At 74.3% G+C, this 24,276-nt stretch carries 23 protein-coding genes and 1 pseudogene; 13 read left to right on the forward strand and 11 right to left on the reverse strand.

Annotated elements, in window-relative coordinates; all coding sequences use genetic code 11:
• The first annotated feature begins 209 nt into the window (after positions 1–209).
• From AB2L27_RS16825 to AB2L27_RS16835, 3 genes are all read left to right on the forward strand, one after another.
• On the forward strand, positions 210–2,702 hold the full coding sequence (locus tag AB2L27_RS16825) for an RHS repeat-associated core domain-containing protein (RefSeq protein WP_370442649.1): 2,493 nt from the start codon (positions 210–212) through the stop codon (positions 2,700–2,702).
• A gap of 2 nt (positions 2,703–2,704) precedes the next feature.
• Positions 2,705–3,085, forward strand: coding sequence for a hypothetical protein (locus tag AB2L27_RS16830; protein ID WP_370442650.1), 381 nt, complete (start codon positions 2,705–2,707; stop codon positions 3,083–3,085).
• Positions 3,086–3,411: 326 nt separating this feature from the next.
• Positions 3,412–4,240 (forward strand): IS5 family transposase gene (locus tag AB2L27_RS16835; RefSeq protein ID WP_370442651.1). Its coding sequence is split into 2 segments (ribosomal slippage): positions 3,412–3,776 and positions 3,775–4,240, totalling 831 coding nucleotides; the frame shifts between segments, so codons are not numbered across the junction.
• A 555-nt stretch (positions 4,241–4,795) separates the two neighbouring features.
• On the opposite strand, the gene AB2L27_RS16840 is transcribed toward AB2L27_RS16835, so the two are convergent.
• From AB2L27_RS16840 to AB2L27_RS16855, 4 genes are all read right to left on the reverse strand, one after another.
• Positions 4,796–5,185 carry a hypothetical protein gene (locus AB2L27_RS16840; RefSeq protein WP_370442652.1) on the reverse strand — a complete coding sequence of 130 codons (390 nt, stop codon included), beginning with the start codon at positions 5,183–5,185 and terminating at the stop codon, positions 4,796–4,798.
• A complete protein-coding gene (locus AB2L27_RS16845; protein ID WP_370442653.1) occupies positions 5,182–5,472 on the reverse strand; it encodes a hypothetical protein in 291 nt (96 codons plus the stop codon). The genes AB2L27_RS16840 and AB2L27_RS16845 overlap by 4 nt, the downstream gene beginning before the upstream one ends.
• A gap of 349 nt (positions 5,473–5,821) precedes the next feature.
• Positions 5,822–6,130 (reverse strand): hypothetical protein, encoded by a 309-nt coding sequence (locus AB2L27_RS16850; RefSeq protein ID WP_370442654.1) that lies wholly within the window; start codon positions 6,128–6,130, stop codon positions 5,822–5,824.
• 101 nt (positions 6,131–6,231) lie between these two features.
• Entirely contained in the window at positions 6,232–6,765 is a 534-nt protein-coding gene (locus AB2L27_RS16855) for a putative immunity protein (RefSeq protein ID WP_370442655.1), read from the reverse strand.
• A gap of 143 nt (positions 6,766–6,908) precedes the next feature.
• Here AB2L27_RS16855 and zapE point away from each other — a divergent pair, with 143 nt between their 5' ends.
• The gene (gene zapE, locus AB2L27_RS16860) at positions 6,909–7,952 is read left to right on the forward strand and encodes a cell division protein ZapE (RefSeq protein ID WP_370442656.1); all 1,044 of its coding nucleotides are present in this window, start codon (positions 6,909–6,911) and stop codon (positions 7,950–7,952) included.
• A 21-nt stretch (positions 7,953–7,973) separates the two neighbouring features.
• On the opposite strand, the gene AB2L27_RS16865 is transcribed toward zapE, so the two are convergent.
• Complete coding sequence (locus tag AB2L27_RS16865) at positions 7,974–8,591, reverse strand: hypothetical protein (RefSeq protein WP_370442657.1); 618 nt, start codon at positions 8,589–8,591, stop codon at positions 7,974–7,976.
• 18 nt (positions 8,592–8,609) lie between these two features.
• Between AB2L27_RS16865 and AB2L27_RS16870 the strand changes: the two genes are divergently transcribed.
• Both AB2L27_RS16870 and AB2L27_RS16875 read left to right on the forward strand, forming a co-directional pair.
• The gene (locus AB2L27_RS16870) at positions 8,610–9,236 is read left to right on the forward strand and encodes a VOC family protein (protein ID WP_370442658.1); all 627 of its coding nucleotides are present in this window, start codon (positions 8,610–8,612) and stop codon (positions 9,234–9,236) included.
• 134 nt (positions 9,237–9,370) lie between these two features.
• Positions 9,371–10,021: a PilZ domain-containing protein gene (locus AB2L27_RS16875; protein WP_370442659.1), complete on the forward strand. Its 651-nt coding sequence runs from the start codon at positions 9,371–9,373 to the stop codon at positions 10,019–10,021.
• Positions 10,022–10,079: 58 nt separating this feature from the next.
• Here the strand turns inward: AB2L27_RS16875 and AB2L27_RS16880 are convergent, their stop codons facing one another.
• Positions 10,080–10,997 carry a hypothetical protein gene (locus tag AB2L27_RS16880; RefSeq protein ID WP_370442660.1) on the reverse strand — a complete coding sequence of 306 codons (918 nt, stop codon included), beginning with the start codon at positions 10,995–10,997 and terminating at the stop codon, positions 10,080–10,082.
• Positions 10,998–11,174: 177 nt separating this feature from the next.
• Between AB2L27_RS16880 and AB2L27_RS16885 the strand changes: the two genes are divergently transcribed.
• Positions 11,175–11,873, forward strand: coding sequence for a response regulator transcription factor (locus tag AB2L27_RS16885; RefSeq protein WP_370442661.1), 699 nt, complete (start codon positions 11,175–11,177; stop codon positions 11,871–11,873).
• A 3-nt stretch (positions 11,874–11,876) separates the two neighbouring features.
• Entirely contained in the window at positions 11,877–13,244 is a 1,368-nt protein-coding gene (locus AB2L27_RS16890; protein ID WP_370442662.1) for a sensor histidine kinase, read from the forward strand.
• Between the two features lie 81 nt (positions 13,245–13,325).
• On the opposite strand, the gene AB2L27_RS16895 is transcribed toward AB2L27_RS16890, so the two are convergent.
• Positions 13,326–14,864 (reverse strand): CCA tRNA nucleotidyltransferase, encoded by a 1,539-nt coding sequence (locus AB2L27_RS16895; RefSeq protein WP_370442663.1) that lies wholly within the window; start codon positions 14,862–14,864, stop codon positions 13,326–13,328.
• A 32-nt stretch (positions 14,865–14,896) separates the two neighbouring features.
• Here AB2L27_RS16895 and AB2L27_RS16900 point away from each other — a divergent pair, with 32 nt between their 5' ends.
• Together AB2L27_RS16900 and AB2L27_RS16905 are read left to right on the forward strand one after the other, a co-directional pair.
• Positions 14,897–15,373, forward strand: a complete 477-nt coding sequence (locus tag AB2L27_RS16900) for an NUDIX hydrolase (protein WP_370442664.1) — start codon at positions 14,897–14,899, stop codon at positions 15,371–15,373.
• Positions 15,370–17,616: a DUF6049 family protein gene (locus AB2L27_RS16905; RefSeq protein ID WP_370442665.1), complete on the forward strand. Its 2,247-nt coding sequence runs from the start codon at positions 15,370–15,372 to the stop codon at positions 17,614–17,616. Before AB2L27_RS16900 ends, AB2L27_RS16905 begins: the two co-directional genes overlap by 4 nt.
• On the opposite strand, the gene murJ is transcribed toward AB2L27_RS16905, so the two are convergent.
• Positions 17,581–19,248 (reverse strand): murein biosynthesis integral membrane protein MurJ, encoded by a 1,668-nt coding sequence (gene murJ / locus AB2L27_RS16910; protein ID WP_370442666.1) that lies wholly within the window; start codon positions 19,246–19,248, stop codon positions 17,581–17,583. The two genes, AB2L27_RS16905 and murJ, sit on opposite strands and share 36 nt — an antisense overlap.
• 89 nt (positions 19,249–19,337) lie before the next feature.
• Between murJ and AB2L27_RS16915 the strand changes: the two genes are divergently transcribed.
• Positions 19,338–20,561 (forward strand): C40 family peptidase, encoded by a 1,224-nt coding sequence (locus AB2L27_RS16915; RefSeq protein WP_370442667.1) that lies wholly within the window; start codon positions 19,338–19,340, stop codon positions 20,559–20,561.
• Here AB2L27_RS16915 and AB2L27_RS16920 read toward each other — a convergent pair.
• Positions 20,558–21,022, reverse strand: coding sequence for a MarR family transcriptional regulator (locus AB2L27_RS16920; protein WP_370442668.1), 465 nt, complete (start codon positions 21,020–21,022; stop codon positions 20,558–20,560). The two genes, AB2L27_RS16915 and AB2L27_RS16920, sit on opposite strands and share 4 nt — an antisense overlap.
• A gap of 44 nt (positions 21,023–21,066) precedes the next feature.
• Between AB2L27_RS16920 and AB2L27_RS16925 the strand changes: the two genes are divergently transcribed.
• A complete protein-coding gene (locus tag AB2L27_RS16925; protein WP_370442707.1) occupies positions 21,067–22,284 on the forward strand; it encodes a multidrug effflux MFS transporter in 1,218 nt (405 codons plus the stop codon).
• Positions 22,285–22,296: 12 nt separating this feature from the next.
• On the opposite strand, the gene AB2L27_RS16930 is transcribed toward AB2L27_RS16925, so the two are convergent.
• Positions 22,297–22,944 carry an NAD(P)-dependent oxidoreductase gene (locus AB2L27_RS16930; protein WP_370442669.1) on the reverse strand — a complete coding sequence of 216 codons (648 nt, stop codon included), beginning with the start codon at positions 22,942–22,944 and terminating at the stop codon, positions 22,297–22,299.
• A 106-nt stretch (positions 22,945–23,050) separates the two neighbouring features.
• Positions 23,051–23,590 (reverse strand): annotated as a pseudogene (locus tag AB2L27_RS16935) (SDR family oxidoreductase); the annotation flags it as partial.
• On the opposite strand from AB2L27_RS16935, the gene AB2L27_RS16940 reads away from it, so the two are divergent.
• The gene (locus tag AB2L27_RS16940; RefSeq protein ID WP_370442670.1) at positions 23,538–24,206 is read left to right on the forward strand and encodes a TetR/AcrR family transcriptional regulator; all 669 of its coding nucleotides are present in this window, start codon (positions 23,538–23,540) and stop codon (positions 24,204–24,206) included. The pseudogene AB2L27_RS16935 and the gene AB2L27_RS16940 sit on opposite strands and share 53 nt — an antisense overlap.
• The last annotated feature ends 70 nt before the right edge of the window (positions 24,207–24,276 follow it).

The following is a 24,276-nucleotide window of genomic DNA, read 5'->3' on the forward strand; positions in this document are numbered from 1 at the left end:
CAGGCAGCAGCGTGGCGAACTGGGCCCACAGGGGTTCGGTCAGTGATGATGGCAGGACGGGCACGGGTTCTCCGGTGGTGGTGCAGCGTAGAGAACTCCATGATCACCGGGGCCCGTGTCCGCCCCGGCTCGTGACACGCCGACCCCGTCCAGCCGTCGGGTGCTGACCCGTCGTGACACCTACTGCCGGTCGCTCTAAGCCGGTCTGGGTGCGCACCTCAGCAGCTACCGGGGATGCCACCGAGACCCGCACCGCCTACGACGCCCTGGGCCGGGTCATCGCCGCCAGCATGCCCCGCAACCCCGGCGACACCAGCGCCACCGGCACCGCCTCCACCACGGTGACCCGCTACTACGGCGATGGCACCAACGGCATGAACAACTGCACCACCGCGACGTCTGCGGCCGCGGTCGTCTTCGCCGGCATGGTCTGCTCCACCGGACCGGCCAACGTCCAGGTCGGCGGGTCCGCGGGGCTGCCCACCAGCACCACCACCTACACCCGCACCGGCCTGCCGGCCACGGTCACCGAGACCTTGACCCCGTACGGCTCGGGCACGAACTCCACCCTGCGGGCCACCACCACCGGCTACGACGGCGCCGACCGGCCCCTGTCGGTGAGGACCACCACCTACGGTGCGCTGCACGTGACCGCCGGCACCGAGATCGAGACCCTCACCTACGACGACATGGGGAACCCCGACAGCACCAGCGACGGCGGGTCCAGCAACGTGCCCAACGCCCGCACCCTGCGCACCACGTACGACACCCTGGGCCGGGTCACGTCCTCCCTCGAGGCCACCGGCTTGAAGACCCAGACCACGTACGACACGTCGGGCCGGGTCGCCACTACCACCATCACCGACACCAACACCTCCCCGGCCAACAGCGGCGCCGCAACGATCACCGGCTACAGCCCCGTCACCGCCGGGAAGGTGTGGAAGCAGACCAACAGCTACGACCCCATCACCGGGGATCTGACCGGCACCACCGATGAGGCGCCCTCGGGGCAGGCTTCGGCCGGTGCCATGAGCATGACGATCGACCTCGACGGGCGCACCGTGGTCACCACCGCCGTCGGGTCCGGGTACACGAAGAAGACGGTGTTTGACACCACCGGCGCGGCGGTGCGGCGCACCGTCATCGCCGGCGGGCAGACCGTTCTGGACGAGGCCAACGCGCCTACCGTGACCAGCAACGGGGGTGGGGAGAACGTCTACGGCCAGCAGGTGGAGTCCTCCCAGCAGCTGAAGGCCATCACCCGTAACAGCGCCGGCGAGCCCTCGGGCACGACGGCCAGCACCACCACCCGGCACCGCCGGTACTCCTACGACGGCCTGGGCCGCCTGGTCGCGGCCGCTGACTCCCGCCTCGCGCCGGTCCCGAACGCGATGTCGTGCACGGTGCGGGCCTGGAAGTACGACGCCGACTCCAACCAGGCTGCCCGCGTCAGCACGCCCACCAGCAGCAGCGGTCCGTGCGCGGCGACCGGGTACACCGTCCCCTCGACCAGCACCCCTGGCGGGAACACCCTGGCCACCCACTCGATGAACGCCCTCGACCAGATCACCGACAGTGGCTATGCCTACGACGGCCTCGGCCGCACCCTGACCGTGCCGGCCAGCAACGGCAACCTGCCCGACAAGACCGCCGCCGGAGCCACCGGCAGCGGCCTGAGCGTTGCGTACGCGCCGGGGGACATGGTCGCCAGCCAGACCCTGGCCACCGGCTCGGGCAACGAGGTCCAGACCTTCACCCTCGACCCCACCGGTGACCGACTTCTGGCCTCCACGACCACCCTGCCCGGGCAGGGAGCCACCACGGTCACCAACCGGTACAACGACACCGACGACAACCCGGCCCTCATCAACGAGGCCGACGGCACCGTCAGCCGTTACGTCACCGGCCCCGACGCCGACCTGACCGCCGCCGTCACCCTTCGGGGCGACGGCAGCAGCGGGCTCGCCTGGCAGGTCATCAACCTGCACGGTGATGTCGTCGCCACCGTGCCAGGCGGGGCCACGGCAACAGCTACCGCGGCGGTCATGACCGATGAGTTCGGCGCTGTCCTGGACACCACTCCCGGCCAGAACAACACCGCCGCCTCCCGCTACGACTGGCTCGGCGGCAAGCAGCGATCCAACAACGCGCGCGCTGGTCTGACGTTGATGGGGGTGCGTCTCTACAACCCGGCGACAGCACGATTTGCATCTGTGGACCCGGTGCCTGGGGGGAACGTCAACGCCTACACGTACCCACTCGACCCCGTCAATGTCGCCGACACCACCGGCAAGAACGCTGCCGTCCTAGCTGGCGGCGGGGCTATCATCGTAGTGGGCGGCATCTGGATCATCGCTACTCATTGCGTCATTGTGAAGTGCGCTGTGGCGCTCCCCTCGGCGAGGTCGTGGACAATCCCTAAGCCGGGTGGATCCCGGGCTCCTAAACTTTACTACGGATACACAATCAAGGACAAAAAGAGGCGCGTGTACAAGTACGGCATTACCGGCACGGGGCCCAACAAGAGGCCCGAAGCCCAGCTCGGGAGGTGTCGGAGGAAGATGGGATCGATCTGCACTTACTCAAACTCCGGCCCGTTCCCCAGCTATTGGTCGGCCCGTAAATGGGAGTATGGAAAGATTTTTAGCTACGTGAAGAAGCACTACCACTGCCCCCCAGGCCAATATTGGAGTTGCAAGTAACCATGGTTGAGGAAGATGCCTGGATCCAGGCAATTGGCTGCGTCTATTTGACGCCGCACCCGCGCGGCTACGCGAATCGACTGGAGGCCGCCTTCGATAAAGCAGCCCTCAATGAACGTCTCAAGGAGTCGTGGAAGGCGACTGACGGTCGTCCAGTTGAAGTCTTCGTCTGGTTTCATCAGAACGACATCGAGGCGAAATCGATTCCGAATCCAGGCGACGTGTCGATACGTGCAACTAAGGGTGGGGTGCGCGTAAGGATGACCTCCTCGGCAGCGCATATTGGCGGCGAGGTCTCTGCTGCTGACGCAGTAAAAACTGATTTTCTGCTAGTCATGGAGGCGCTTGAGCGGCGATTTGGCGCCTCGCTCACCCCGCCGTGAATACGGTCGCTTCAGGGGTCTATCGGCGAGACTGTTGATCCTTTCTGATTGTTTCTTTGATCAGGCTTTTTGGACCTGAGAGTAGACAGTTCAATCGCCCCTCGTCGGTAACGGCGCCAGGGCCCGGTCTCGTCAGCGGCTAGCAGGAGGGTCTGCTGCACTGATCGGCGTCACCACTATTGTTGCTTTTCCTCTTGCAGGCTATGGTTTCGTTTCGACTTCCCGAGGCCGGGACTGAGCTTTTGTCAGTAGCGGTTCTCCATCCGACTCACAACTGATTTCACTATGAGTTGCAGGCCGGCTGCGGCCGTCGCAGCCTTGATGGCATGACCGATGAGGTGGTGCTGGAGAAGGTCACGGAGCTGGTACCGGACGGGTTATGGCAGCGGGTGCAGCCACTGCTGCCTCAACGCCCACCGCGCCGGTTCCGTCACCCCGGACGTCTGCCCCGGGACGACCGCGCCGCCTTGGCCGGCATCGTGCACGTGCTCATCAGCGGCTGCACTTGGGGTCAGGTGCCGACCGAGCAGTTCGGCTGCTCTGGTGTCACCTGCTGGCGGCGGTTGCGGGACTGGACGCAGGCCGGAGTCTGGCCGCAGCTGCATCAGGTGCTGCTCGATGAGCTGCGCGCCGCCGGGAAGCTGGATCTGGAGACCGCCGTGGTCGACGGCTCGCACGTGCGGGCTCTCAAGGGGGGCTCACACCGGCCCTTCACCAGTAGACCGGGCCCGCAACGGATCCAAGCACCACCTCCTCACCGACTTCGGCGGTGTCCCGCTGGTCGTGACCCTCACCGGCGGCAACCGCCACGACGTCACCCAGCTGCTGCCGCTGGTCGATGCCTTCCCCATCGTGCGCGGTGTCCGCGGCCGTCCGCGTCTGAACCCGAGATACCTCTACGCCGACCGCGGGTACGACTACGACGTCTACCGCCGCGCGCTGCGAGAGCGTGGGATCGTGCCGCGCATCGCCCGCCGCGGCCTCGTCCACGGCTCCGGCCTGGGCCGCACCCGCTGGGTCGTGGAGCGCAGCTTCGCCTGGCTGCACCAATTCAAACGCCTGCGTACCCGCTACGAAGTCCGCGCCGATCTGCACCTGGGGCTTCTGCAGTTGGCGTGTGCTCTGATCTGCTACCGAAAACTACCGGTGTCATAGTGAAACGAGTTGTTAGTGGTGGGTCGCCGCGGAGAGAGAAGTCAGACCCTCGCCGAGTTGGTCCACTTCGACCGTCCCGAGGCCCCCACCCCTCGTCGCCCGTCGGGGTCGACGTCGTGTGCGCCCGTGTGCGGGCCGATGCCGCGGTATCCGGGTGGATCCCCTGCGGCGGCGGTCCCGAGGCGGTGGCGGGTTCAGTGGGCGCGTAGGTCGTGAGCGGTTCGCGCGCCGAGGGGGCCTCGCGCACGCGCACCGACTGGCGCACCGGGGGTAGAGCGGCGTCACCGAAGCGGCGCTCAGGCTGGCCAGGACGTCCGGGGACAGGCGCTGACGAGCCTGGTAGGCCACGGGGACGACGGCGCTGACGCGCAGACCGGCGTTGAGGCGCTGGGCGACCAGCTCCACGGTGCGCAGCAGGTCGGCCACGCCGTCGAGCTCCGCGCACCGGCCCAGACCGCTATAAGAGTGGACGTGGCCAGCGTGTCAGCTCGCGGCCGCTGCGCCTCGAAAAGCCGGGAAGCGACGGTATGACAAAACCGCAGGTCAGAGACCTGCTCAGGACGACGGCGTGGCCGACTGCGCGGTCTGCCGCGCCCGCACCGTCAACCCCGACGGTCCCTGCGCACCGCGGAACTCCCGCACCGACCTGTCCACGGCCCGCGTCAGCTCCGCCTGGAAGTCCCCCAGCAGCTGCATCCGGCGTCGGCGACGGCCCGCACCCGTAAACGGGACCGTGCGCCGGTTCCGCCAGCGCATCCGCAGCGACTCAGGGCCCATGTCCGCCACCAGCACGAGGTCCGCCATCAAGACCTCGGCGGTGTCCGGGATCCACGCCTCAGCCACGAGCGACCTCGACGGGATCCCGCCGGCCGCGAACTTCGCCACCACCGCCGCCTGGGCAGACAGCACGTTCTCGATCTCCGAACTGACCTCGGTCATGGTCACGGCGTTCCACCTCCCAGCGTGCGCAGACGATCGATCGTGGCCTCCATCATCCTCCTGTCGTCCGCCGTCAGCGAGGGGTCCAGCGGGATCGTCTGCAACGACACCCATCCGGCCGCCCGCTCCTGCGCCGACGACGAAGCCACCAGCCCGACCGCCCACCGCCAGTTCGCCAGCGCCTCCGTGCGCGCCGCGTTCGTATTGCTCCGCCGGCTCGCCAGCCAGGCCGCGACCCCGATCAGCGTCGCCGGCGCGGCACCGATGATGGCGCCGAGCACGGTGGGGTCCACGCACGCACCGTAGCGGTTACCTCACACGCCACACCCGTCACACCGAGGGACCGCGAGCAAGTAGGTGGTCTCACATGCGACCGGCAACGCCTGGGACGGGCAAGAACCATACGCACCAGCTTGGGTAGCTGAGGTTCGGGTCTGCTGCGCTGATCGGTGACGCCTGATCATGCAGCAGGCCCGGGTGCGGGGGTCGACCTCCGCGCACGGGCGTCCCGCAGCGGTGGGTGGTCTCTCGTGGTGCGACGACGTGGGGTGACTGACTCCCCGCGAGGGTGCCGGGTCGTGGAACCGAACCCCGGTGTGGTGCCGCTCGGCGCGTCTGATCTTCCCGGACCCCGCACCCTGCTCACCCCCGCACGGCGTCGAGACGGTGGCGGGCGCCGAGGACCAGGGACACGACACCGAGAGCGACACCGGCGGCCAGCCAGCCGGCGTCGGAGAAGACGGTTCCGCTGGTTCCGCTCTCGTCGGCGCGGACCGCGCTCCGGCAGGTGACGACGACCCAGCCGACCGTGGACCCGGCGCCGGCCAGCGCGGGGAGGACCGCGGTGCGGTGGCGGGGTGCCCTCGCCACGGCGAGCACGACGGCGACCAGGACGACGACAGCCCCCACCGGCAACGACCCCAGGGCGAGCAGCAGCAGGAGGAGGTCCACGCCGTCGAGCATCCAGGGGCGGGCGCACCCGGACGCCCCGCGCCGGTGATCTCCACCGGTCCCACCCGGTGCGCACACCGCCGGGAGCGTCGCCGCCGGCGTCAGTCCCGCAGCTCGGCGTCGAGACGTCGCAGCAGCTCACCCACCCTGCCTCCGCCGGGGGGAGCCGGCGGCAGCCGGTTCAGGACCGCGCGCACGGCCGGTGGGGCGTCGCGTCGGGCCGCCTCGATCTCGCGGTCCCCGACGCGGGGGTCACCACCGGCCGCCAGTTCGAGGGCGCGCGCGGCGCAGGCTGCGGCACCGAGGACGTGCTTGACCTGGTGGGCGTCGGCGAGGGGGTGCAGGTACGCGCTGGCGGCCGCGTGCGCAGCGGACCGGGCGGCCTCCCGCACGGCGGGGTCGGCGGCGTCGCGGGCGGCGCGGTGGGCGGCCCAGGCGGCTGCGCGCTGGGCGGTGCCCCGTGCCGCACCGGCAGCGAAGTCGTCGGCGGCTGTCACCGCCCGGCGCGGTCTGTCGTCCCCGGGACGCCCGGCCTCGTGGACGCCCAGTGCCGTCCGGGCTCGCCCGGCCGAGAAGCGGGCGACCTCGCGCAGCTCGGCGGCGCTCAGGTCGATGCGGGGGGCGGGAGGGGGCACGTCGTCATGGTCGCCCCTGCGCGGGCCCGTCGGGCGGCCCGCCGGGTCTCGGGTGGGACCACCCCGGTGTGACGGACGTGACGTGGTGGGCACCCCCCTCGTCGCGGCACCCTGGGGCAGCGGACGAGGAGGGGTGGGCGACGGTGCGACGTGACCACCTCGACGACCTGCGGCGCGGCTTCGACGCCACCGCGTCCGCGGCCGGGTCGCGCCTGGAGCCCGCCCAGCAGGTGGTGGCCGGCCGGTTGGCCCGGTTGGGGGCCGACGTGCTGCACCAGCGGGCGGGGACGCGCTGGACGCCGCGGCGGAGGACATCCGTGCGGGGGGTGTACCTGCACGGGTCGGTCGGGCGCGGCAAGACCTGGCTCGGGGAGACCCTGCTGCGCCAGCTGCCCGCCGAGGGCGTGCTGCGCCTGCACGCCTACGACGCGGCCCGCCGGCTGCACGTCCCCGGGGCGGTCGACGCCGCGGTGAGGCGTCTACTGCAGGGCGTGCGCCTGCTGCACCTGGACGAGTTCCACGCCCACGACCCCGGCGACGCGATGCTGCTGGCCCGGCTCGTCCGGGGTCTGGCGCACCAGGGGGCGACGCTGCTCGCGACGTCGAACTACCCGCCCCGCGGGTTGCTGCCCGATCCTCGTCACCACCACCTCGTCCTGCCGCTGGTCGCCGCGCTGGAGGCCGGGTGCGACGTCGTGGAACTGGCCGGTGACGTGGACCACCGGTCCCGGGGGCACGGCAGCGCACGTCCGGGGTGGTCCAGCGGGGCCTGGCGGACCGTGCCGCCGGTGGGGCCGGGGACGGCGGGTCCGGTGGTCGCCGTCCGGGACGGACCTGACGTCGTGCTCGTCGGAGGGCGTCCGCTCCCGGTGCTGGCCGCCGCCGGGGGGACGGTGCGGGTGTCCTTCGACGCGCTGTGCGGGGGGCTCACGGCAGTCGGCGACGTGCTGGAGCTGGCCGGGCGGTTCTCGACGGTGGAGCTGGTCGCCGTCCCGCGCCTGTCCGCCCCCACCGCCGACGCCCGTCGGCGGTTCGCCGGTCTGGTGGACGTCCTGTGCGACGCCGACGTGCGCCTGGTCGTGGAGGCGGCCGGTGCTCTGGAGGAGGTGCTGGACACCGACGACCTCGACCACGAGCGGATGCGCAGCCGGTTGCGCCTGCTCGACCCCGTCCCGACGACCCCGTGACGCCCCAGTGACGGCCTGCGGTCAGGACCCGCGGGGGTGCTCCCGGGTCCGGTGCCCGGGCGCGAGCAGGGGCGCCGCGCACCGGCGGTGGGCGGCCTCGACCTCCTCCTGCTGCCGGCGCACCCGGTCGGCGAGCCCGCGCACGCCCGCGGTCCAGTCCCCGCGCAGGTCCTGGGCGAGGACGAGGTCGCCCAGGAGGCGGGCGGCCACGGCGCGCCGGTGCAGGCCGCCGAGCACGTCCTCCAGCGCGAGCAGCGCCTCCACGACCGCGGCGCGGGGGGAGTGGGTGGCGGGCAGGACGCCGGCGACCCGGTCCAGGACGGGCACCCGCTGCAGCAGGGGGGTGATGCGGCCGGCGTGCGCGGACAGCCAGCCGACGCCGACGACGGTCCAGTCGGTGCCGGCCCCGAGCCGTCGCATGGCCGTGCGCAGCGCGGACCGGTCGGCGGCCACCTCGCGGCGCACCCGCAGGAGGGTCGTCCGCTCGGCGGCGAGCGCGTCGAGGGCACCGGCCCGCCGCAGCTGCTCACCGAGCGTCGTCGCCGCGACGAGCTGCTCGTTGAGGTAGGCCCGCAGGACGGGGTCCGCGGTGGGCGTCCCCCGACGCCGTCCGGGGACCAGGGCGGCGATCGTCGGCACGAGGAGGACGCTAACCCCATGGAGTTCCTGCGCGCCCTCCCAGTCCTGCCCGTCCACGACCTCGACGCCGAGACCGCCTTCTACGAGGCGCTGTCGTTCCACGTGCAGCACCGCGAGGACGGTTTCGCGGCCCTGGAGCGCGACCGGGTGCTGTTCGGGCTGCGCCGGGTGGCGGCCGGGGTCGCGGTGCCCCCGGCCGGGCTGTCCTGGCAGCTGGAGGTGGACGACGTCGCGCAGGCGGTCGCGGTGGCCCGCGCGGGCGGCCTGCTGGTGCGGGAGGCGCCGCGCCGGCAGGAGACCGGGGAGTGGACGGTGCGGGTGCTGACCCCGGCGGGGTACGAGCTGGTCCTGGAGGGGCCCTCGTCCGGGACGACCGTGCTGGACCTGCGGGCCCTCGCGCTGTCCCTGCCGGACGTCGTCGAGCTCGCCGACGGGGGCTGGACGGGCTTCCGGCGGATCGGCGGGGCGTGGCTGGCGCGGGTGGCCGGGGACGACGCCGAGCTGCACACCGGGGACGGCCCGGGCGGGGTCACGGCGGTCGACCTGCGGACGATCACGCGCGAGCACCTGGAGGAGCTGGTCCGGTCGGCGTGGGAGGACAACCCCGGCCAGGTCGCCGACGTGGGACCCCTGCGCACGGAGTGACGGGTGTGACAGCCCGTGGTCGTTCTTCGGTCCCGGTCCCCCGTGACCTGCGGCGTTCGGGTGGAGCGCGACCTGGCAGTCACGTAGCGTGTTCGAGCGATCACATGATCGGGACGTCACCAGGGGGAAGAACGATGGACGCTGTGCAGGGCGGGACGATCATGACCGAGGGGCCCGCGGTCGACACGGCGGTCACCCTCATGCCCACGACCGCCGACGGCAGCGGCGCCTGGCACACGGGGACCGTGCGCTCGTGGACGGCCGGCGCCGCCGGTCTCGTCGTCACCAGCCACGTCGCCACCAGCCGCGCCACGGTCGCAGAGCTCGACGGGCAGCGCGTCTGGGTCAGCACCGACCCCGGCGACGGCTCCGACGTCACCCCGCACGCCGTCTTCCAGGCCGTCGCCCAGGCCCACCGCGACGACGAGCTCGCCCTCACCGGCGTCATGCTGCTGGCCTCGGAGACCCGTCGCGGCGCCGTCCGCGCCCCCGTGTCCCTGCCGGCCCACCTCACGACCACCGACGGCGTCGCCGACGTCCGCACCGTCGACTACTCCCGCACCGGGATGCGCATCGAGGGCGCCGCCGACGTGCCCGGTGGCGCCGACGTCGAGGTCGCCCTCGAACTGGCCGACGGCCTGGAGGTCCACGGCCGGGGCGAGGTCGTCCGCGTCGACGAGGAGTCCGGCGAGGCCGTCGTGCGCTTCGTCGAGCTGGAGGAGGGGGCCGCCGAGGCCCTCGAACGCAGCGTGCTGACGGAGCTGGCGCGGCAGAATCGGGGCTGACCGCGCGCACGCCCCCGGGCCCACCCGGGTCCGGGGGTGCTGCACGTCGCGGCGACGGTCAGCTGCCGGTGGTCGGCGACGCGGTCGGCGGGACGGGAGCGTCCTGCCCCGGGGTCGGAGCGTTCCCGTCGCCGGGAGCCGGAGCACCCTCGGGCGGCGTCGGCGCCCCGGCCGGCGGGGTGGGCGGTGCGGGGTGCCCGACCTCGACGCGCGCGGCGGTGAAGGAGCCGTCGTCGGCGACGGCCGTGCCCGCCGCGGCCTCCGCGTGGACGTGCTCACCCACGGTGATCGAGGACGCGTCGACGGTCTCGCCGTCCCGCAGGACCTCCGCCCCGGCGACGTCGACGACCGTGGTGGTCCCGTCGGGGCCGGCGATCGTCAGCGAGCCGCCGTCGACGGCGGTGACGTCCCCGTCGGCGCGCAGCGGTTCCACCACGACGCGGGCGGCGGTGCGATCGTCGGACGTCGAGGAGGACGTCAGCTCGACGTGGACGCGCTGCCCGACGGTGATCGCGCTGCGGTCGGCGGTCTGCCCGCCCTGGCCGGGGCCCTGGTCGAGCACGACGACGGTGTCGTCGGTGAGGGTGACGGTGCTCGTCTCCCCCCTCGGGGCGGTGAGGGTCAGGGTGTCGCCGTCGAGGGCCGTCACGGTCCCGCCGGCCGGCGGGCCGACGCGGTCACCCCGGCCCGGACCCGCGGGCCCGGCGCCGGGACCACCGCCGGGACCGCAACCGGGAGCGGGTGCGGTGCCGTCGCCGGGTGCCGCGGGGGCGGACGCGGACGGGCTGGACGCGGCGCCGTCGGGAGTGCTGGGCGCGCTGGTGGCGGCCACGGCGGCCGTCGCGGCCAGCCCCCCGGCGGCCGTCGCCACGACGGTGCCGAGGACGAACCGGCGGACGCGGGCGCTGCGGCGCGCGGGACGGGGCGCGGCGGGGTCGGTCGGGTCGGTCGGGTCGGTGGGGCAGGTGGTCGTCACGGTGCTCCTCCAGGAGTGGGTCGGGTGACCTGACCGGGACCTCGTGGTCCGCGGTGAGGTCCACACCACCGGCCGGAGCTGAAGCCGACCTGAAGCCGATCCGTTCCCCCGCAGTCCTTCAGGTCCTCTTCAGCTCGCGCGCTGGCCCCGCCACCACGGCTCTGCGATGTTCGTGCGGTGCCCACCGCAGCCGTCCGGGTCCTGCTCGTCGAGGACGACCCGCTCATCGCCGAGTCCGTCACCGCGGCGCTCACCGACACCGGGATGGTCGTGCGCGCCCGCCCCGACGGCCGCGGCCTGGACGAGGTCGTCGAGCGGTTCCGCCCCGACATCGCCGTCCTGGACGTCATGCTCCCCGGCGAGGACGGGACGTCCCTGGCCCGGCGCGTGTGCGTGCCCCGGGACGTGCCGGTCGTCTTCGTCACGGCCCTCGACGACCTCGACGACCGCCTCTCCGGTTTCGCCGCCGGCGCCGACGACTACGTCGTGAAGCCCTTCGCCGTCGAGGAGCTGCTCGTGCGGCTGCGCGCCGTCCTGCGCCGCGCGGGTCGCACGCCGCAGGTCGTCGAGGTGGACGACCTCGTCGTCGACGAGTCCGCCGCCGTCGCCCTGCGCGGGGGGACGCAGCTCGACCTCACGGCGACGGAGTTCCGGCTGCTGGCCCAGCTCGTCCGCCACCGCGGGCGCACCCTGTCCAAGCTGCAGCTGCTCACCCAGGTGTGGGGGTACGAGCACTACGACCAGAACCTCGTCGAGGTCCACGTCAGCGCCCTGCGCCGCAAGCTGGAGGAGCACGGGCCGCGGCTCGTGCACACCGTCCGCGGCCTCGGCTACGTCCTGCGCGCCCCCACGCCCGGCGCCGACCGGGACGAGTGAGGCGTGCGCACGGTCTCGCTGCGCCGCCGCGTCGTCGTCGTCGCGACCGGCGTCCTCACGGCGCTGCTGCTCGCGGTCGGGGTGTTCGTCGACGCCGACCTCGGCTCCCGGCTGCGCGAGGACACCCGGACGCGGCTCGCCTCGCTGGCCGAGCTCGGCGTGCAGCTCGACGGGACGGTCGAGGACCAGACGCTCGTCGACCGGCTCGCGACCGCGGGCGCGAGCGCCGAGCTGGAGACCGGGGACGGCACGGTCGTCGGCACCCCCGGCCCCCCGGGACCGGGTGGACCCCCGGGACCGGCGGGTGGTCCCGGGGCGCGACCGGGAGCCGTCGTGGTCCAGGACGGGGACCTGCTGCGGACGACCCGCCCCCTGGCCGGCGACCGCGTCCTCGTCCTCACGACGTCGCTGCGTCCCGTCGAGGAGGCCCGCGCGCAGTTCCGCCGCTCGATGCTGCTGGGGGGACTCGCGGGTCTGGCGCTCGCGGTCGTCGCGCTGCGGCTGCTGCTGGGCCGGGCGCTGGCCCCGCTGGACACCATGACCGCCACGGCCCGCTCCATCGCCGAGGGGGACCGCGGCCGGCGACTCACCCCGGACCGCACCGACACCGAGCTGGGTCGTACCGCCGCCGCCTTCGACGCCATGCTGGACTCGCTGGAGGGGGCCGAGCAGCGGGCCACCCGGTCGCGGGACCGGTTGCAGCGCTTCCTGTCCGACGTCGCGCACGACCTGCGGACCCCGCTGGCGGCGGTCACCGCGGCGGCCGAGCGGCTGCTGCTGGACACCGGGGACGGGCCTCGGCGCCGGGAGCGCGAGGAGGCCGCCGTCCGCATCGTGCGGGAGGCCCGGCGCGCGGCCCAGCTCGTGACGGACCTGCTGTCGGTCTCCCGGCTGGAGGAGCTGCACCCGCGCACCGCCCGGACCGACCTCGCCCCGCTGGTGCGGGCCGCGGTCGAGGAGGCGGGACCCCTGGGACAGGGGGTGACGCTGCGCACCGCCGCCGTCGACGTGCTCGTCGATCCCGACCACGTCCGCCGCGTCCTGGTGAACCTGCTGTCCAACGCCCACCGGGCCGCCCCCGGCGGGCCCGTCGTCGTCACCGTCGACCGGTGGGACGGGCAGGGCCGCGTCGTCGTCGCCGACGGCGGACCGGGGATCGCCCCGGCCGACCGCGAGCGCGTCTTCGACCGCCTCGTCCGCCTCGACCCCGCCCGCGCGGGCGACGGCGGGTCGGGGTTGGGGCTGTCGATCTCCCGCGGCCTGGCGCGGGCGGGCGGCGGGGAGCTGCGGTGCGCGGACCCGGCCGAGGCGGACCTGCCGCCGGACCTGCCGGGCGGCGCGGTCCTCGTCCTCACCGTCCCCGCGGGCTGATGCCGGTTCAGCCGCTTCCACCGCTTCCGGCCGTCACCCAGCCGCGGCTGACGCTCCGTCACGACTCCCGCGGGATCGAGGTCAGTCCTCCCGCGACTCCGGCTGCTCGGCCCACCACGCGCGCAACTCGCGCTCGGCCTCCTGCTCCCCCAGCGGCCCGCGGTCCATCCGCAGCCCCAGCAGGTGCTGGTAGGCGCGGCCCACGACGCGGGAGGGCCCGATCCCGAGCACCTGCATGATCGCGTTGCCGTCGAGGTCGGGCCGGATCGCGTCCAGCTCCTCCTGCTCGCGCAGCCGGGCGATGCGCGCCTCGAGGTCGTCGTAGGCGTCCGACAGCCGCTTGGCCTTGCGGGCGTTGCGCGTCGTGCAGTCGCTGCGGGTGAGGCGGTGCAGGCGCTCCAGCAGGGGGCCGGCGTCGGTGACGTAGCGGCGGACGGCGGAGTCGGTCCACTCCCCGTCGCCGTAGCCGTGGAAGCGCAGGTGCAGCTCGGTCAGCCGCGCGACGGCCTTGACCGTGTCGTTGTCGAAGCGCAGCGCCTTGAGCCGCTTGGTCACCATCTTCGCGCCGACGACCTCGTGGTGGTGGAAGCTGACGCCCCCGCCGGCCTCGAACCGGCGGGTGCGGGGCTTGCCGATGTCGTGCAGCAGCGCGGCCAGGCGCAGCAGCAGGTCCGGGCCGGGGACGGGGTCCTCCGGGTCCGCCCCCTCCAGGTCGATGGCCTGCTCGAGCACGGTGAGGGAGTGCTCGTAGACGTCCTTGTGGCGGTGGTGCTCGTCGATCTCCAGCTGCAGCGCCGGCAACTCGGGCAGGACGTGCGCGGCCAGACCGGTGTCCACGAGCAGCCGCAGCCCCGCGACGGGATCGGGCGCCAGCAGCGTCTTCTCCAGCTCCACCCGGACCCGCTCGGCCGAGACGATCCCGATGCGCTCGGCCATCGCGCTCATCGCGGCCGTGACCTCCGGCGCCACCCGCAGCCGCAGCTGCGCGGCGAACCGGGCCGCACGCATCATCCGCAGCGGGTCGTCGGAGAACGACTGCTCCGGGGTGCCCGGGGTCCGCAGGACGCCGGCGGCGAGGTCGGTGAGGCCCTCGTGCGGGTCGACGAAGTCCATCGACGGCAACTGCAGCGCCATCGCGTTGACGGTGAAGTCGCGCCGGGACAGGTCCCCGACGAGGTCGTCGCCGTAGGCCACCTCGGGTTTGCGCGAGGCCGGGTCGTAGCTCTCCGAGCGGTACGTCGTCACCTCCACGACGAGGTCCTTCTTGCGGGCGCCGATCGTCCCGAACTCCCGGCCGACGTCCCAGGACGCGTCGCCCCAGGACCCCAGCAGCCGGGCGGTGTCGTCGGGGCGGGCGTCGGTGGTGAAGTCCAGGTCGCTGGAGCGGCGGCCCAGGAAGGCGTCGCGCACGGGCCCGCCGACGAGGGACAGCGCGAACCCGGCGCCCTCGAAGACGCGGCCGAGGTCGACCAGCAGCGCCATCACGGGCTCCAGGGCGGCGACCGCGCGGCCCTTCGCCTCGTCCTTGGCCAGCTCCAGGGCCGACTCGGGGGCGACGGCCGGTCCGGCGGGCCGGGGGTGGGGGGACTCCTCGTGCAGCACGGGGTCCAAGCCTGCCATGAGCCGACCGCTGCGCTGGTTACAGTGAGCCGATGGTCAAGCCTGCCCGGGAGCCGCGTCGGCGGCTGCCCACCGTGCAGGAGACCTCCTCCGGTGGGCTCGTCGTCGACCTCTCCACCGGTGTCCCGCGGGCGGCCGTCATCTGCCGCCTCAACCGCGCCGGCCGTCCCGAGTGGTGCCTGCCCAAGGGCCACCTTGAGGGCGAGGAGACGCTGGAGCAGGCGGCGGTGCGCGAGATCGAGGAGGAGACCGGCATCCGCGGGGAGGTCGTGGAGACGCTGGGCGCCATCGACTACTGGTTCTCCGCCGAGGGCCGGCGCATCCACAAGGTCGTCCACCTGTTCCTGCTGCGCGCGGTCGGCGGGTCCCTGACGGTGGAGAACGACCCCGACGCCGAGGCGGTCGACGTCGAGTGGGTCCCCTTCCCGGACCTGGACGGGCGGCTCGCCTTCCCCAACGAGCGACGGGCGGCGAGCGCGGCGACCCTGCGGCTGGGCGAACTGGCGTGACCGCGCGCGTCCCGCGCCGCGCCGTGCTCTCGGGCCTGGCCGCCGGCGGGGTCCTCACCGCGGCCGCCGACCCCGCCGGGGCCACCACCCGGACCACGACCGGGCCCACCAGCGGGCCCACCGCGAGCGCCACGTCCACGACGTCGTCCGGGCTGCCGCTGCGCGTGGTCCTGCTCGACCTCACCCCCTCGGTCTACGCGGCCGACGACCCGGCCCGCGCGACCGTCGTGGCCCGCGCCCGGATCGAGCACCGGGGGTCGCGGACCCTGACGGCGCTGACGGCCCGCCTCGTCGCCCAGCGCTCCCCCGTCATCGCCCGCTCCGGTCTGGACACCTGGGCGCGGGCCTCCGACCGCGCCTCCATCACCCGGTCCTCGGCCAGCTCCGACGACGTCGTCGTGGGGTCGGGGACGCTGACGCCGGGGGCGTCCGCGGAGGTCGTCATCACCCTGCCGGCCGCCTCGATCGGGGCGGGGGTCGGTGCGCACCTGGCGGCCGTGGAGGTCTCCGACGACTCCGGCCGGGTCGGCGTCGCGCGCACGTTCCTCGTCTCGGCCCCCGCCTCGGTCACGCCCACCCCGGTGACGCTGCTGCTGCCGCTCGTGGCCGGGCGGGACGTGTCCGCCGCGGGGCTGGCCACCGCCGTCCGGGAACGGCTCGACCCCCTCGTGGAGGGCAGCGCCGACCCGCGGGTGGCGTGGGCCCTGGACCCCGCCCTGACCGCCGCCGTGGCCTCCGTCCGCGCCGCCGCGAACACCCCCGCCGACGGCGCGGGGCCCGACCCGACCGCCTCGAGCACCCCCCGGCCCTCCACGGAGGAGGCGCAGCGGCTCTCGGGCTGGCTCGACCGGCTCGCCGCCGCGAGCGCCGGGCGCGACGTCGTGGGCCTGCCGTTCGGCGACCCGGACCTGCAGGCGCTGTCCCGCGCCCCCGGCGGGACCGACCTGCTGCAGCGCGCGGAGGACGCCGCCACGGGCGCCTTCGACGTCCTGACCGGCGCGTCGGTGCGCACCGACGTCGCCTGGCCCGCCGACGAGGCCGCCGACGAGGACCTGCTGGGCTTCTGCGCGCGGGCCGGCGCCTCCACCGTCGTCCTCGACGACCGCTGCCTGCCGCCGGACCGCGACCTGACGTTCACCCCCACGGGCCGGGCCACCGTGGAGCTGGGCGGGTCCGGCCCGGTCGCCGCCGTCGCCACGGTCGACGCCGTGGTGGCCGACCGGACGCTGTCCGCCGTCCTGGCCGACGCCGCCGACCCCGACGAGGTCGTCCCCGTCCGCCAGCGGCTCGTCGCCGAGGCCGCCACCACGACGTTGCAGCGGCCCAGCGACCCCCGCGCCCAGCTGCTCGTGGCCCCCCGCAGCTTCGCCCCGGCCGCGGCGGTCCTCACGGGGCTCGTGACCGACCTGGAGGACTCCGGCTGGGTGAGCTGGCAGCCGCTGACCGCCCTGCTGCAGACCACGGCCCCCGACGACGAGCGGACCGGCCCGCAGGTCGCCACGGCCACCACCCGCGCCGCGCTGCCCGTCGGTCACGTCCAGGACGTGCGGGACCGGCTCGTGGCCGTGGACGACTTCCGCAGCGCCCTGCAGACACCCACCCCCGACACCACCCCCGCGGGCCTGCTGTCCCAGCAGCGCGCCGCGCTGGCCCTGCTGGGGGTGTCCTGGCGCGGGCACGCCGCCGAGCTGCCGCAGGCGCGGGCCGCCCTGACCCGCGCGGTGCAGGAGCTGACCTCGGGGGTGAGCATCGCGACGGGCAGCGTCCGCAACCTCGCCGCCGAGCGCAGCGAACTGCCCATCACCGTCGTCAACGAGCTCGACGTGCCCGTCCTCGTCGACCTCGTGCTGCGGCCCCGCAGCCCGCGGGTGCAGCTGGCCGCCGTGCCCCGCCAGACCGTGCCCGCGCGCAGCCAGCAGCGGGTGGCCGTGCCGGTGCGGGCGCTGGCGAACGGGTCGGTCGTCGTCGAGGCGCAGCTGCGCACCCCCGCGGGCAGCGCCGTCGGGCCGGCCGTGGACATCCGCCTCAACGTCCGCGCCGACGTGGAGAACTGGATCTCCGCCGTCGTGGGCGGCGGGGCGGCCGGGCTGCTCGTGCTCGGGGTGGTGCGCGCGTTCCGCAGGGGCAACCGCCGCGTCGACGCCGCCGAGCACCCCGTCGAGCACCCCGTCGAGGAGCCCCCGGGGGAGCCGACCGACGAGGGGTCCTCAGCGCCGGCCGAGCCCGGGAAGCCGGCGCAGTAGCGGGCTGACCAGGTCGTCCAGCTCCCGCACGCGCATGAGCCGGCACAGCAGCGTGAAGACGGCGAGGACCAGGACGCCGCCGACGAGGACGACGGCGAGGTTCACCAGCCGGGAGTCGACCGGGCCGACGAGGTGGGCGCCGACGTAGCCGAGACCACCGGCGACGAGGGCGATGAGACCGACCCGGATGGTCGTGCGCACGAGGAGGTAACCGCCCAGGCCCTCACCGTCGAGACGGCGCAGGTGCCGCCGCAGCAGCACGAGCCCCACGGCGCAGGCCACGACGTTCGCGACGCTCATCGAGACCCCGATGCCGACGACGGTCCACTGCGCAGGCACGGCGAGCCAGCAGACGAGGTTCCCGACACCCATGAGGACCGCGTTGACCAGGGCCACCCAGAACGGGGTCCGCGCGTCCTCGTAGGCGTAGAACACGCGACTGACCAGGTAGTTCACGCTGAACGGCACGAGCCCGACGGCCATCGCGGCGAGGACCTGCCCGATGGGCCGGCCGCCGGCGATCATCGCCGCACCGATCCAGGGGCCCAGCGCGACGAACCCGGCCGTCGACAGGGCGCCCACGACCGTCACCGTGCGGGCGCCGGTGGAGAAGTCCCGCCGGACCGCCGGGGTGCGGCCCGCGGCAGCGGCCCCGCTGAGCCGGGTGAACAGGGCCGTCACGAGCGAGACCGCGACGAGGGAGTGCGGCAGCATGAACAGCAGGTAGGCGTACGTGTAGGACGCGTTCGTGGCCCCGTCCAGCCCCAGCCGGGCCAGTTCCCGGCCGGCGTTGCTCGAGGTCCGGGTGGTGAGGGCGAAGACGACCTGACCGACGACGACGGCGGCGAACGTCCAGCCCGCGACCCGGCCGGCCGAGCGGAAGCCGTAGCCCCGGAACCCCAGGCGGGGCCGGTACCGGAAGCCCGCCCGGTGCAGCGGCCAGAACAGCACCAGGGCCTGCGCGACGATCCCCAGCGTGGCCGTCCCGGCGAGCAGGGCGACCATCCACGGCTCCCAGCCCCCGGCAGTGAGGTCCTTGGCGTCGGGGACGAGCACCATGAAGACCGCGAGGCCCGCGATGGCGACGACGTTGTTGAGCACCGGCGCCCACATGAAGGGGCCGAAGCTGCCCTTGGCGTTGAGCACCTGCCCGAGAACGGTGTAGAGGCCGTAGAAGAAGACCTGCGGCAGGCACCAGAAGGCCATGGCCGCGGTGAGCGTCAACCAGTCCGAGGGCCAGTCCCCCGCGTAGAGCCGCACGACGAACGGCGCGGCGAGCGTCAGCAGCACGGTGGCGACGGCCATGACGATCAGGGCGAGCGTGACGAGCCGGTCGACGAACTCCTTGCCGCCATCGGGAAGCTTCAGGGCGCGCACGATCTGCGGCACGAGGACGGCGTTGAGCACGCCACCGGCCAGCAGCATGTAGAAGACGTTGGGCGCCTTGTTGGCGATGTCGAACGTCTGCGCGCCGACCTGCGTCGTCCCGCCGATCGCAGCGCCCTGCACGACGCTGCGGGCGAACCCCAGCACCCGCGAGACCAGCGTCCCGCTCGCCATCAGGGCGCTGGACCGGGCGAGGGAGGCTGTGGACTCGTCCGGGACGGCCGTCTTGTCGGGTGCTGCGCTCACGCCTCGATGGTGGCCGATGCCTGCGCCGTCCGGGTCATCGCGTCCCCGGTGCGGTCAAGGTCTTCACACGACGTGACGACCCCACGACGGTGAAGGACCTCGGGCGGGTGGTGGCGGCGGGTGCGCTGGCGCTCGCGCTCGTCGTCCCCGCCGCGGGCGCGCACGCCGAACCGCGCAGCCGGACCCTGCAGGCGCAGGCCGACGCGCTGCGCACCTCCGTGCAGGCCCTGCGGCTGCAGCAGTCGATCGCCACCGAGGCCTACGACACCGCCGTCGAGGACACCGCCCGCGCGATCTCGCAGGAGGTCCGCGCCCGGGCCGCGCTCGACGCGGCGACGGGCACGAGCAGCGCCGCCGCCACGGCCGCGACCCGGCGCGTCCGCTCCCTCTACATGGCCGGTCCGTCGCTGCCGGCGGGTCTGTCCTCCGGGATCGGCCTGCTCGTCGGCGGGGACCTGGACGGGGCCGCGGACGCCGCCCGGTCCGCCGCCGTCGCCGCGACGGTGGTCGCCGACGACGCGACGACCCTGACCCGGGCCGCCGCCGCCCGCGCCGACGCGACCGCCGCCGAGGCGCACCTGCAGGAGGTGCGGCAGGAGAAGACGCAGGCCCAGCGGGCGGCGGAGACGGCGAGCGCCGAGGTCACGGCGGCGCTGGCCCGTCAGCAGCAGCTCCTCGAGTCCGCTGACGCCGCCGTCCGGCAGGCCGTCGTGGACGAGGAGGAGGCGGCCCGGCAGGCCGCGCTCGCCACCGCCGCGCAACGGGCCGCGGCCGTCGGGGTGGCCGACGCGCCGGGCGCCACCGCGGGGGTCACCGGCACCGCGGGGGTCACCGGCAGCGCAGGGGTCACCGGCAGCGCAGGGGTCACCGGCACCGCGGAGGTCACCGGCACCGTCGCGGACGCGGTCGAGGACGCCGTCCCCGGCACCGACGCCCCGGACGCGGTGGCGGGCGCGATCGCCGCCGCGCACACCCGCGAGGGGATGCCCTACGTCTGGGGCACCACCGGCCCGGCGACGTTCGACTGCTCGGGTCTGACGCAGTGGGCCTACGCGCAGGCGGGCGTCTCGATCCCCCGCACGTCCCGGCAGCAGTACGCGGGCCTGCCGAAGGTGCCGCTGGACCGGCTGCAGCCCGGTGACCTGGTCTTCTACGCGAACGGCTCGGACCCGTCGAGCATCCACCACGTCGCGCTGTACCTCGGCGGCGGCAAGGTCCTGCACGCCCCGCACACCGGGGACGTCGTGCGCGCGGCCGGGGTCGCGATGCCGGGGTTGTTCGGGGCGGTCCGCCCGTCCGGCGGTCCCGCCTAGCGGTCGCTGGTCAGGTGCCGTTCCACCGTGGCCAGGACCTCGTTGCACCGCCGGAGGGCGTCGCGGTCGTCCACGACGCCGGCCAGCTCCCGCGACCAGCCCGCCCGCAGGAGGCGCAGGTTGGTGCGGGCGAGGGGGGTGGGGACCACGCTGACCCCGCGCCCGGTACCGGGCCGGCGCTCGACCATGCCCTTGCCCTCCAGCGCCTGCAGGGCGGCGCTGACGTTGGTGCGTCGCACCCGGGCCCGCCGGGCGATCTCGCTGGGCGCGGCCCCGGGGTGCAGGTCGACGACCCGCATGACCGTCCGCTCGGTCTCGGTCAGCGCCACCACCTCCGGGCCCGAGGGGGTGCGGGCCCGCACCAGCCGCCCGACGTTGAGCAGCAGGTCGGCCAGATCGGCCAGCGGCTCGGCCAGCGGGTCGACCGGCGGCTGGGCCGGGTCGGCGTCGGGGGGGCTCACCGCTCCACGCTACCGGCCGCCTCGGGCATCATGGTTATGTGGAGATAACTCAAGGCGGGGGGCGCTCGCCCGGCACCTCCGCGCTGTCGCGCCCGCACTACCGGCGACTGGTCCTGGTCCTGGGTTCCCTCAGCGCCTTCGGCGCCCTGACCATCGACCTCTACCTGCCCGCCCTGCCCGGCATGGCCGCCCACCTGGGGGCCTCCACCGCCTCGGTGCAGGCCACCCTGACCGTCTTCGTCGTCGGCCTGGCCGCCGGGCAGCTGCTGATCGGGCCGTTGTCGGACGCCTGGGGACGCCGCCGTCTGCTGCTGGCCGGTCTGGCGGTGTACGCCGTCGCCTCCCTGGGCTGCGCGCTGGCCCCCGACGTGGGCTGGCTCCTGGCCGCCCGCGCGCTGCAGTCCCTGGGCGCGGCGGCCGGCACCGTCCTGGCCCGCGCCGTCGCCCGGGACCTGTTCAGCGGGGTGGCCATGACCCGCTTCCTGTCCGTGCTCATGCTCGTCAACGGCCTCGCCCCGGTCCTGGCCCCGGTGGTGGGGGGCCAGTTGCTGGCCGTCACCACCTGGCGGGCGCTGTTCGTGCTGCTCACCGGCACCGGTGTCGTGCTGCTGGCCGCGGTCGCCCTCACCCTGCCCGAGACCCTGCCCGTCGGGAACCGGCGACCGGCGCACCCGCGAGCCCTGGCACGCACCTTCGCCCGGCTCGCCGCCGACCGCCGCTTCGTCCGGCTCGTCCTGGCCGCCGCCCTGGTCTTCGCCGCCGTGTTCACCTACATCAGCGGCTCGTCCTTCGTCCTGCAGGACGGCTACGGGCTCAGCGCCCAGCGGTTCAGCCTGGTCTTCGCCGTCAACGGGCTGGGCATCGTCGCCCTCGGCCAGCTCAACGGCTGGGCCGTCGGCCGGGTCGGGACCGAGGCCGGCCTGCTGACCGTCGCGCTGGCCACGGTGGTGCTGGGCAGCGCCGGGGTCCTGGTCAGCGCCGTGGCCGGTGCGCCGCTGGGCCTGCTGCTGGTGTTCCTGTTCCTGGCGGTGTCGATGCTCGGGCCGGTGCTGACCAACGCCACCTCCCTGGCCCTGGCCGAGCACGGCGCCACCGCGGGGGCGGCGTCCTCGTTGCAGGGCACGACGCAGTTCCTCCTCGCCGGCCTCGCCGCGGCGGCCATGAGCGCGCTCGGTGACGACGCCGTGACGATGGGGGCGGTGATGTGCTGCTGCGCGGTCCCGGCCCTCATCCTGGGCGCGAGGCGCCGCTCCGACCGGTGACCGACCGGCTCCTCAGTACGCCACGGTGAAGCGCCGGCGGGGGTGGGCGCCGGACTCGATCTCGTCGACGTAGGCGATCGCGTAGTCGTCGCCGGAGATCGTCGAACCGCCCTCGGCGTCGGTGAGCAGCACGTCCCCGCCCAGCCGGAAGGTGCCGGTGCGCTCCCCCGGGACCCAGGCGCCGAACTCGGCGGCGGGGCTGAGGTAGAACCAGTCCAGGTCCGGCCCGCCGGCGCGCAGGGACTGCAGGATCTCGCTGTGGGCCAGGGCCTCCGGCCGGTACTCGGGGTTGAAGTCCGGCTGCGAGACCACGGTCGGGCCGCCCTCGCCGACCTGCAGGGAGCCGGCGCCGCCGACGAAGCTCAGGCGGGCTCCCTCGGTGGTGGCCACGTCGGTCAGCAGCGGCAGCGCGTCGATCAGCCCGGGGGAACCGGCCTCGGGGGCGGCGGCGGGCAGGGCGACGACGACGTGGTCGGCGCCGCGGGTGGTCTCGCGCACGAAGTCGGCGTCGTGGATCGAGCCCTGCGCGAACGTGGCGCGCTCGTCGAGGGCGCCGCGGTTGCGGGCGACACCGGTGACCCGGTGGCCGCGGTCGAGCAGCTCGGTGGTGATCCGGCCGCCGGCGTAACCGGTGGCGCCGAAGACGATGACCGTGGACATGCACCCTCCTCATCGACCACCCCCGCGGTGGTCACCACCCGGAGGGTAGCGATGTGTTGTTGAAGGTGCGAATTCCGCCGGTCACCGCCTTCGCCCGGAGGCGTCCTCAGGCCGCCGACCAGCCCCCGTCGGAGGCCAGGACCACCCCGTTGACGTTCACCGCGTCGTCGCTGAGCAGCCACGTGATCGACGCCGCCAGCACCTCAGGGGTCACCGGCGTGGGCAGGATCCCCCGGGCACTGCCCAACCGGGCCGGGCCGAACTGCGAGGTCACCTTCACCTCGATGCTCGTGATGGTCGGCCCGGGGGCCACCGCGTTGACCCGGACACCGCTGGGCCCGTACATGAACGCGCTGCTCGTGGTCAGACCCGCGACCGCGTGCTTGGACGCGGTGTAGGCCGCGCCGGCGGCCGACCCCCGCAACGCCGCCTCCGACGCGGTGTTGACGATGGAGCCGCGACCGCGTTCGAGCATGCCCGGCAGGACCGCACGCATGAGCTTCATGGTGCCGTCCACGTTGAGCGCGAACACCCGCTGCCACACCGCGTCGGACACGTCGTGCACCGCCGACATGTCGTCCATGATCCCGGCGATGTTGGCCAGCCCGTCCACCCGGCCCCCGGCCGCCTCCAGGGCCTGGGCCACCCGCGAGGCCATCGCCGACGCCGCCGAACGCCTCTTCGCCGAGCACGGCGTCGACAACGTCTCCCACCGCCAGATCAGCACCGCCGCCGGGCAGGGCAACAACGCCGCGGTCGGCTACCACTTCGGGACCACCGACGACCTGCTGCGCGCCATCGTGCAGCGGCACGCCCGGGAGGTGGACGTCGTCCGCGCCCGCCTCGTCGACGAGGTCGAGGCCGACCCGGCGGCCCGGGACGACGTCCGGGCCTGGGTGCGGTGCCTGGTGCGCCCGACCGCCGAGCACCTGGAGAGCCTGGGCAGCCCCACCTGGTGGGCGCGGCTGAGCGCCCAGTTGGCGACCGACCCCCGCCACCGGACCTCGGTGGTGGACGAGGCCATGACCTCCCTCGCGCTGCAGCGCACGGTCCAGGGCTTCTGGGCCTGTCTGTCCGGCCTGCCGGCGGACGTGCGCGCCGAACGCAGTGAGATGTCGCGCCTGCTCGGCGTGCACGTCGTCGCCGAGCGGGAGACGGCCCTGGCCGAGGGCCGGCCCACCCCCCGGTCGAGCTGGTCGCAGTGCGCCGACGGGCTGACCGACGCCCTGGTGGGCCTGTGGCTGGCGCCGGTCTCCCGGTGACGGTCGCTCCCGGTGGCGCCGGGACGGGGCGCGGGTCCCTGCCGCCGTTCGCGTGAACGGTCCCCGCCGC

Source organism: Kineococcus halophytocola (assembly GCF_041276425.1).
GTDB classification, from domain to species: domain Bacteria; phylum Actinomycetota; class Actinomycetes; order Actinomycetales; family Kineococcaceae; genus Kineococcus; species Kineococcus halophytocola.